This is a genomic window from Lysinibacillus sp. GW821-FHT14F06 (genome assembly GCF_058803665.1).
The window spans coordinates 37,808-48,238 of the sequence record NZ_JBXAPF010000039.1 but is presented as its reverse complement, the minus strand read 5'-3'; the positions used below and the strand labels follow the sequence as shown (position 1 = coordinate 48,238).

Here is a 10,431-nt window from a genome sequence, read left to right as displayed (position 1 = left end):
ATCGAGAAATCCGACTTTGAATGAATTCAAAGTCGGATTTCTCACGAATTGAAGCTAGTTATGTCCCAGCCTCTTTTATTTTTATAAGAAAATTAAATACCTTTATTATCACTTAACAAATCATTCACTTTTTTTGCTAGAGTTTAAACATCCTTATGCTCAGCAGTGGTTTTGCCCGCTGCTATTAAAACTTTACTGCCAAGAAGGAAAAATCCTTGGATAAACAATAGTATCCCTGTACCGATGAGTAACCATTCAATCGCGAAAATATCAGCAATAGGACCAAAAATAAGCATTCCTAATGGCATCATAGAGGTAGAAATCATTCCAAGTATGCCGAATACTCTTCCTAAAAAGTCTCCTTCAACTTTTTCTTGAAGTAAAACAGTAGCGGGTGTATTAAAGATAGGCATTGCCATGCCTGTTATCCCCATAAAGACTAGATACAGCCAAAATTCTGGAATAATACCGAGGACAAATGTACAGCCACCAAACAAAAGAGTTGCAAATGTCATTGTGTGTACTTTATTTTTAAAACCACCCCATGAGGCCATAAAGATACCACCAATGAGCATACCAACCGCGAAGGTAATTTCGATAGCTGTTAAACGCCAGACATCATTACCAAAGCTGCGGGTTACTTGAAGAGGCGTTAAAAATGCCGCAGGTGCAGCTAAAATCATGAAAAATGCAAAGAACATGAATAGGCTTTTTAGGAAGTTATGGTTTTTAATATATTTAAAGCCTTTTTTCATATCATCAAAATAGCCAGTTGTTTGTGGCTGTGCTGCCTTTGCATGTGCTGGGATGTGTAAAAATACAAGCAATGTACTAATAGCGATTGCAGCAGTGATGACGTCAATAAAGAAAATAGATTCTATCGAGGCTTTTGTTAATAATGCCCCACTAGCCATAGGTGAGATAATCATCACAAAAGCTTGAATACTGCTGTTTGTTCCATTAATCTTCATCAATTTATCTTCTGGAACGATTTGTGGCAGTATGGCGCCTACAGCCGGTGTTTGAATTCCTGCACCAATAGCACGAATGGCAGAAATAACAAAGAGCAGCCAGAGTGAATCATGTCCCATTAAAAATAGAATAGCTAAAATAAGAGTGGAAAGAGCGATCATGCCATCCGCTAAAACAATTAACCATTTCCGATTGTAACGGTCAGCCCAAACACCAGCAATAGGTGAGAGGAAGAATGTTGGTAAGAAGCCGCAAATAATCGAAATCGTCATCATCATCCCTGATTGTGTTGTTAATGTAATATACCAAGTAATGGCGTATTGTACGAGAGATGAACCAAAAAGTGAAATGGTTTGGCTGCTTAAAAATAGGGTAATATTCCTTTTCCAATGTTCCATTGACTGTGCATTTGATTGTGTCATAAAAAATCATTTCCTTTCTTCATAAATTTCTTGCAAAGTATGTGTTTTTAATAAATGAAGATAAAAAAACACAGGTTTTTGCCTGTGCTAAGTGTAAGTGGGAAATTTGTGAAAATAATGTACTGTTCTTATGTGATGAACATTCTTAATTTGAGGATCAAGAAATCCTACATGTGGCATGAAGGACATTAAAACCATTCAACATCTGTGTAGAACAGATGCTAATAGATGTTCAAGAATTCACTATTTATAGACAGCAAAAAAGAGGGTCAAAAAGGCCCTCTTTTTTACATAAGCGTAAAATAAAGATATTCCTAAAAAGGCAGACCAATCCCATTTACTCTGCACAGCAGGCAAAGTTTTGAACGTATTTAATTAACGGTTCAAATTATGGAATCGTTGTGCCATCGTTAGAAGTACCTCCATTTCTTGAAAGATAAAGAAATCATACCATAGCATACTTCTATTAGCAATATCATGCAAGCGATAAAATGAAATGGAAACTGTTTTGTTATTTACCATATATCCAATCTAAATTATCTTTGAAAGTGAGATGAAAAGAATATAGTGAGACGAGTGATACATTTTTAATTAGTGGAATGGAATCGTTGTCTAGCTGAAGAAATAATCGGGATTATTCGCTCTATGGAAGATGTATAGTACTAGGGAAGGAAATTAGAAAAAGATGGCAAGGGTAAAATCAATTTGATACACTTGGAATAAAAAAGTGATGATACGTGAATTTGGCTTTTATCTTGATTCAGTAGAATACTTTCCCTATAGATGGCGAGATGAATGTAGTTTCAGTGGGCGTACAAATGCCCGCTGAATCAAGATAAAGCCCTGACGAAAAATCCAAAATCAATTATGCTCCACAGTAATTGATTTAATAGAATTCATTCTGGTAAAGCAGTTTAGGTGAGGTTCTTTCATGATTTTTAGTATTGAGCTTATTTTGATGATGATTTCGATCATCATGATGGGGATTATTTTGTTTACCCTCTTCCGATTTAGGAAAGTGCGAGGGGTTATTTATCTTATAGGCTTGGTCGTATACCGAATAATTTTCGCTAGTAGTGTCATTTTGGAAAAAAGTAGTTATTTATTAGCTGAAAAGGTTATTTTTCGTAATATACAACAGACATCACTTTGTATGATGGTACCGTTCTTTATATTGTTTGTCTACAGTTTAATAAGTCATCAGAAAGCGAAAAGTATTCATTGGAAAATTCCGCTTTTTTCGATATTTTCCATCTGGATATTGTTAATATGGTTCGATCCGTATTTGCATATTGTTTACTATACAAATGAGTTGGTCGATGGTCAGTTAATGAGGGTTAGGACTATTTATGCCAATATTTTCAATATTTTTTGCTATAGTAGCCTAGCTGTATGTATCTATATACTATTTAGATATGTATGGTCGATTCGTAATGATTTTCGTAGACCAGGAATAGTAGTTTTACTGTTATGTTCACTCCCGTTGATTTTAGAGATCATTCGATTTTCTCAACCGCAATGGTCTACATGGTTAGGAACATTGTCGGTTTTTTGTGCTATGACAGGTATGATTATTATTTTAATTATTTTAAGAACTAAATTCTTTTCCATCGTTCCTATTGCTAAAAATATTGTGTTTGATAGCTTCCCAGAAAGCATTGTCATTATGAATGCCGCTGGAAAAATTATTGAGGGAAATCAAAAGGCTGTTCAGTTTTTTGCACAATTAGGTTATTCAGTTTTTTACGATAAACCAATTTCAGAGCTATTAAAACAATGGCCAGAATGGTGTAGCTTATCGCAGTCATTACAGCAAGGTAGTGTAGATATAAATGTTTGGCTGAATAATGAAAAGAAGATATACAGAGTGAATGTTTATCCATTACGCACACTAGGTGAACAAGGACAAGGCAGTGTTTCGCTGATCATTGATATCACGGAGCAACAGGGGCATTTGGAGAAAATCGCTCATCTTAATAAACTCAAAGACCAGCTTTTTACTGTGGTATCGCATGATATACGCAGCCCGTTAGCTATGCAATATCAGTTAATAGAGCTACTTGAGGAAGACCTCGATAGTTTCGGTGCAGAACATCAGGAAATTATCATAAAACTTGGGGAGCAGATTCGGCATACACTTGGGATGTCGAACAATTTACTAGAATGGTTCCGTAGTCAACGAGAAGACGTTGTGTTTTACCCACAATTATTGGAGCTTACGGAGATTATGGAGGAATGTCGTCAGTTAGTAGCCATTCATAGCAGAGTGAAGAGTTTACATATAACGAATAACATTCTAAAGAATACTTATGTATTTGCTGATCGAGAAGTGGTGTTACTCGTTATACGAAATTTATTGTCTAATGCGATCAAGTTTACTCAAGTAGGAGGCACTATACAAGTTAGTGCTCAATACTCTGGAGAAATGGTGATCGTATCTATTCGCGATAATGGTGTTGGAATGGATAATGAGCAGATAGAACGACTATTCAATGAGAATCAGATGTATTCGTCAATGGGCACAGCAGGCGAGAAAGGGGCAGGTCTTGGCTTGCTAGTCAGTAAGCAGTTTGTGCAGTTAAGTGGAGAGAGCATGTGGGCAGAAAGTGTAGTAGGGCAAGGAAGTGTATTTTACTTTACATTGAGAGGTGGAGGAAACGGTGAAAGTTCTTATTGTAGATGATGAGCCTATTATGTTGCTAACAATGAAGCGCATGCTATCTAGTATAGAAGGTATCGAACTTGTTGGCAGCTTTCAGCAAATGGAAGAAGCATTTACCTTTCTTTGTCAGCATGAAGTGGATCTTGCGTTTTTAGACATTGAGATAGCAGATAAGAATGGTATAGAATTAGCTCGAAACTTGCGTTCAGCTAACACGGATCTAGATATTGTCTTTACTACTTCACACGCAGATTATGCTATACAAGCCTATGATGTTTATCCGCTGGATTATATGATGAAGCCCATTTCGAAAAGCAGATTGGTTCAAACAATAACGAGAGCATTTAACAGACGCCACAGTTCTTCTACTATCAATAGGCCAGTACTAAATCGTCTCAAAGTTCAAACTTTCGGATGTCTTGAAGTTAGTAGTACACAGCAGGGAGAAGTGAAATGGAGATCCAAAAAAAGTAAGGAGCTTTTTGTCTATTTACTCGTAAATAGAGGTAGAAGTGTTGGGAAAATGAAAGTAATAGACGATATATTTCCAGAGATGCCTTTGAAAAATGCGGAAATCTATTTGAATACGGCAGTTTATCAACTTAGAAAAGCATTAAGTACACACGGCTTTAAGGAGAATATAATTTCAGGACAGGAAAAATATCGTCTTGAGCTAAGAAATGTGGATGTGGATTTTATTCAATTTGAGCAAGGGCTAGGTCTGCTCACTCAAATAAACAATGATAATGAGTCTGTTGCAATAGAGCTTGAGAAACAAGTTGTGGGTGAGCTATTTGAGGGACAGTCTTTTTCATGGGCAGCTCTTGAACAGGAGAGCATAAACTTAATGTACGTCACTTTTGCTAAACGACTTGCTGACTGGCTATTGGCTTGCGAACGCCATCCAGAAGCTTTAGAAGTAGCGAAAAGAGTACTAAAACGTGATGTATTTGACGAAGAGGCGAATCAGCTTTTGCTCAACATATACGGAGCAATGGGGGATATGTATGCACTTCATAATCACTATCAACAATATGTACAGATTATGCAACAAGAGTTTAATCTACTACCATCAATAGCAATACAGCAGTTATATAGACAATAATCGAGCTAGGTACTCCTATAATGTTGAGTACCTAGCCTTTTTTAGATTCTTTCATTTTTCTTTCATAAGCATATGATAGCCTTTTTTGAAGCGATGATTTGACTATGGTAATAGCTCTCACAGAGAAATGAAAGTAAGTAGCATAAAATCGCCAAAAAATTATTCTAAGAAAGGAGTGTTTTTTTGAGGAAAAGTAGTTTATTACTAATGATGGTTGTTTTACTCTTATCCCCATTTAGTAGTCTACCTGCCCAAGCGGAGACTCAAACGGATGGTTATTTTCGATATCAGGATAATGGTGATAATACGGTGACGATTACAGGTTATACAGGTGCAGGAGGGCACGTTGATATTCCAGATACGTTAGGTGGAAAGTCTGTGACGAAGATTGGGGTTGAAACATTTGCTATTGAAACGGCAGCCTTTTCAAACAAAGGGTTAACAAGTGTGACAATCCCAAATGGTGTGAAGGAAATTGGTAATAATGCATTTTCTAACAACCAGTTAACACATGTGGAAATTCCTAATAGCGTGACGTTAATCGGAACAGGGGCATTTGCTAACAACGAGTTAGCGAGTGTAGATATTCCATATGGAGTGGTGACAATTGGGCACACGGCATTTATAAAAAATAAATTAACAAGTGTGGATATCCCTAACAGTGTAACATCAATTAAAATGTACGCATTTCAATCCAATTACTTAACAAGTGTGACTATTCCAGATAGTGTGACTTCTATTGGAGAGGGGGTGTTTACTTTGAATAGATTAACAAACGTGACATTTGAAGGGGCAGTGCCATCCATTGATGCAAGCTCTTTTAACCGCCAAGAAGGGGCTACTGGCTTCCTTGGCTGGTTTACAGATCAGGATTTTACTGAACCTTGGGATAGAACGGTCCCTCAGCCGATAGCGATTTACGCGGAATGGACACCATTTACCTATACTGACAATCCCGATGATGTGAGTGTCACCATTACAGGTTATATTGGTACAGCTCCTGAGGATATTGTCATTCCGAAAAGTTTGGGTGGGAAATCAGTGACAGCGATTGGAGAGAATGCATTTAGGAGTAAAAACTTAACAAGCGTGACAATACCAAATACTGTGAAAACAATTGAAGAAATTGCGTTTGGTGCTAATAAATTATCGAGCGTTGATATTCCTAACAGTGTGACATCAATTGGACCCTATGCATTTGCTGATAATGAGTTAGTCCTTGTGAATATTGCTAATAGCGTGAATACTATTGGTGAAGGAGCATTTCGAGATAACTACTTAGAAAGTGTCATAATTCCAGATGGTGTGACAATGATTAAAGAAGAGACATTTCAGAAGAATGAACTCACCAATATAACAATTCCCAGTAGCGTGACATCAATTGGAGATTCAGCATTTCAATACAATCAATTAAGCAATGTAACGATTCCGAACGGTGTAACAGCCATTGGAAAATTAGCTTTTCAGTATAATCAGATAACAAACGTAATAATTTCTAATAGTGTAAAGTCAATTGCCAATTCAGCATTTCAGCACAATCAGCTAAGCAATGTAACGATTCCTAGCGGTGTAACATCAATTGGCAACAATGCATTTTTTAATAATCAGTTAAGTAAAGTAGAATTTGAAGGTACATTGCCCTCTATTGCGTTTAATGCATTTGATTATCAGCAACAGAATTCTATTACCAATATTGGCTGGTTTACAGATCAAGATTTTATTCTGTCTTGGGATAATATTGTTCCTCACAAAATGACGATTTATGCGAAATATTCCCATAAGGTTACATTTGATACAGATGGGGGAACAGTGATAGACCAGCAAAATATTGTGCCTAATGGAAAAGTAACAGTACCTCAACCTCCAACAAAATCGGGACATAGCTTTATTGGCTGGTATAAAGAAGCGGATACAGCTAATAAGAGCTTATGGGATTTTGACAATGATGAAGTTACAGTAGATACAATGCTATACGCAAAATGGACACCAAATGAATATACAGTAACCTTTAATGTAAATGAAGGCACAACTATAGCGAATCAAACTATTGCATACCAACAAAAAGTAACAGAGCCAGCACCGCCAACAAAAGCAGGGCATACATTTGCTGGTTGGTACAAGGAAGAAGGTTTCCAGACAAATTGGGATTTTGATAATGATGAAGTAACAGCAGATACAATGCTTTATGCAAAATGGACACCAAATAAATATATAGTAGCCTTTGATGCAAATGGGGGTACAACTATAGCGAATCAAACTATTGTATATCAACAAAAAGCAACAGAGCCAGCACTGCCAACAAAGGCAGGACATATATTTGCTGGTTGGTACAAAGAAGCTGACTTTAAGTCAAAGTGGGATTTTGCGAATGAGAAGGTGGTGGCAAACACGACACTGTATGCAAAGTGGGTGGCAAATCCTATGGTGACACCACCACCAGTTAGTGAAGTGGGAAGTAGCACACCATCTGATACTGAAAGCACGTACACTGTCCTGTTTCAAACGAATGGCGGCACAGTGATTACGAATCAAATAAAAAACTATAATGGTAAAATTATAGTGCCACCAATACCAGTAAAAGAAGGCTATACATTCGCAGGATGGTATACAGATAGTGCATTAACGAAGGAATGGCATTTTGACACAGATGTTGTGAGGGAAAACCTTACATTGTATGCCAAATGGGTAAAGGAAAACAAAACGGAGCAAATAGAAATAGAAAAAGAAGTACCAACAATTGAAGAATCACTAGCTGAAAAACCGATAGCTCCTGCATGTACGGTTTCATTTACAGATATTGCTACATCATGGGCAAGAGAAATGATTGAAGAAATCGCAGGGCGTTGTATTATCAAGGGTTATCCAGATGGCACATTTAAACCAAATGACCCGATTCAACGCCAACATGTAGCAGTATTGTTTACACGCACATTTGATTTGATACCAACACGCAACACGTTGACTTTTAGTGACGTTCCAACAAGCCATTTATATTATGAGGCTATTATGAAAGTCTACCAAGCAGGTATTTTTGATGGTACGGATGGACAGTTTAAGCCAGATACCAATATCACACGTGCACAAATGGCAAAAGTACTTGTGCAAATATTTAACCTAACATCAGATGCGAAAAGTACATTCCAAGATGTGCCGTTCACACATTGGGCAAACAACTATATTGCGATATTAGCAGACCATGGCATTGCACTTGGAGACAATGGGAATTTCAGACCAGATGAATCTATCACACGTGCTCAATTTGTAGCTTTTATGTATCGAGCAATGGGAATAATGGACAAATAAAAAACTGCCGAGAAAGCAAGTATTTACTGCTTTTTCGGCAGTTTTTCATTTTAATATATACATATTTTGGTTGGAATTAACTAGTGCATTTGATAAAATAACAAATGAACATCAATGAGAGATGGTCTATAATTATCCTACTTTTTTAGAATATATATCTAAAAAACGGAAAGAAGAAAATATTGGAACTGTATTCAATAGACAATATTCCTAAGTAAATATTGTCAATAAATTGATTTTATTCATGCTAAAGGAGATTAATTACTACCGCATTTCAATCATTGGGTGAAGCAGCTTTAGAGACGTGCATATAGTGAGCACTTATCATATACTAAAATAGAAAAATAGCAAATGGAGGAAATATGAGAAAGAAAAATAGTAAATGGAAACTTATCACTTTAGTCGCGATGATTTTTATGTTATGCCTATCGACAATCCCTACAAAGATAGCGATGGCAAGCACGACACAGCCGAAAAGGGAAATGCGAGCTGTCTGGATTTCAACGGTTCAAAATATTGATATGAAAGCAGGCATGACTAAGGAGCAATACACGACTTGGACACGCCAAACATTGGATCAATTGAAAGCCAATAAATTGAATACTGTTATTTACCAAGTAAGACCAACAAATGATGCAATGTATGCGTCTAAGCTAGCACCATGGTCGTCCTACATAACAGGGAAAAAGCAAGGCACAAATCCTGGTTACGATCCTCTTGCGATTATTGTAGAGGAGGCACATAAACGAGGTATGGAGCTGCATGCATGGATGAATCCTTATCGTGTAACTATGCCGGGACAAAAACTATCAGACCTTGCTGCGAATAATGTGGCAAGAACAAATCCAAACTGGGTTGTCCAATATGGAAAACAATATTATTTAAATCCTGGTTTACCAGAAGTGCAAAACTATTTAGTTGAAACAGTGAAAGAGCTAGTTGCCAATTATGATATTGATGCTGTCCATATGGATGATTATTTTTATCCATACAAAATTGCCAAGGAAGCCTTTCCAGATCAAGCAGCTTACAAAAAATATGGTGCTTCCTTTAAAAATGTGGAAGATTGGCGACGAGATAATGTTAACCAGCTTGTAGAAACTCTTTACACAGCCATTAAAGAAACAAAGCCATATGTTCAATATGGTATTTCACCATTTGGCGTATGGCGCAATAAATCATTGGATAAGACAGGAAGCGATACGAGAGCTGGTGTCAATAATTACGATGATTTATATGCAGATGTCAGAACATGGATTCAAAATGGCACGATAGATTACATTACACCACAAATTTATTGGTCAAGAACATTAGCTGTTGCCAAATATGGTACATTACTGGATTGGTGGAGCCATGAGGTAAATACCTATGCGCAGACACATCCTGTTCAGCTGTATATTGGACTTGCCGACTATAAGGTAGGAAATGACAGTGATGGGGCATGGAAAAATAAGATGGAGCTTCCTAGCCAAATTATGGCGAATCGTTCAGAGCAGGTAGCAGCCAAGGGGCAAATGCATTTCTCCTTAAGAAGTATTCAAAACAATAAACTGGGCTATGCAACGATTGTTAATCAGCAACTATATAATTATACAGCACTGACACCAGATACATCTTGGAATGATGATACAGTGCCAAGTGAGCCGACTTCTGTACAAGTAACAAAGGATGCGGCTGGTCGTAAGATTAAAATTTTTGACGAAAATGAAACTCAGCCACGCAGGTATGTCATTTATCGTTTTGCAGGGAACAAAGAAGGTTCTTATAATGACCCTCAAAATATAGTGGATGTTGTTTATAATATGGATGGAATCACTGAATTTGTGGACAAGACAGCTCTTGCTAAACATAGCTACACATACGGCATTACAGCTGTATCTGCTACAGGTGTGGAAAGCAAGGAAGCTTTTGTGGTGAAAGAAGATTAGTAAATAGCTTATGTATAACAACAGCCACTCACGCGCGAT

General features: G+C 37.1%; 5 protein-coding genes. 4 read left to right on the top strand and 1 reads right to left on the bottom strand.

What is annotated here, in order from left to right; translation table 11 throughout:
* Positions 1-143 precede the first annotated feature (143 nt).
* A complete protein-coding gene (locus AC1RNS_RS23185) occupies positions 144-1,370 on the bottom strand; it encodes an MFS transporter (RefSeq protein ID WP_492996113.1) in 1,227 nt (408 codons plus the stop codon).
* 955 nt (positions 1,371-2,325) lie between these two features.
* Here AC1RNS_RS23185 and AC1RNS_RS23180 point away from each other — a divergent pair.
* The 4 genes from AC1RNS_RS23180 to AC1RNS_RS23165 all read left to right on the top strand — a co-directional run bounded on the left by AC1RNS_RS23180 (position 2,326) and on the right by AC1RNS_RS23165 (position 10,392).
* A complete protein-coding gene (locus AC1RNS_RS23180; protein WP_492996107.1) occupies positions 2,326-4,077 on the top strand; it encodes an ATP-binding protein in 1,752 nt (583 codons plus the stop codon).
* Positions 4,055-5,161, top strand: coding sequence for a response regulator (locus AC1RNS_RS23175; RefSeq protein WP_492996105.1), 1,107 nt, complete (start codon positions 4,055-4,057; stop codon positions 5,159-5,161). Before AC1RNS_RS23180 ends, AC1RNS_RS23175 begins: the two co-directional genes overlap by 23 nt.
* A 183-nt stretch (positions 5,162-5,344) precedes the next feature.
* On the top strand, positions 5,345-8,464 hold the full coding sequence (locus AC1RNS_RS23170) for a leucine-rich repeat protein (protein ID WP_492996103.1): 3,120 nt from the start codon (positions 5,345-5,347) through the stop codon (positions 8,462-8,464).
* A gap of 362 nt (positions 8,465-8,826) precedes the next feature.
* Positions 8,827-10,392 (top strand): glycoside hydrolase family 10-like protein, encoded by a 1,566-nt coding sequence (locus AC1RNS_RS23165; RefSeq protein WP_492996101.1) that lies wholly within the window; start codon positions 8,827-8,829, stop codon positions 10,390-10,392.
* Positions 10,393-10,431: the final 39 nt, after the last annotated feature.

Coding starts and splice junctions, on each gene's coding strand:
- AC1RNS_RS23185 (WP_492996113.1), bottom strand. CDS start 1,370: ATGGAACATTGGAAAAGGAATATTACCCTATTTTTAAGCAGCCAAACC.
- AC1RNS_RS23180 (WP_492996107.1), top strand. CDS start 2,326: ATGATTTTTAGTATTGAGCTTATTTTGATGATGATTTCGATCATCATG.
- AC1RNS_RS23165 (WP_492996101.1), top strand. CDS start 8,827: ATGAGAAAGAAAAATAGTAAATGGAAACTTATCACTTTAGTCGCGATG.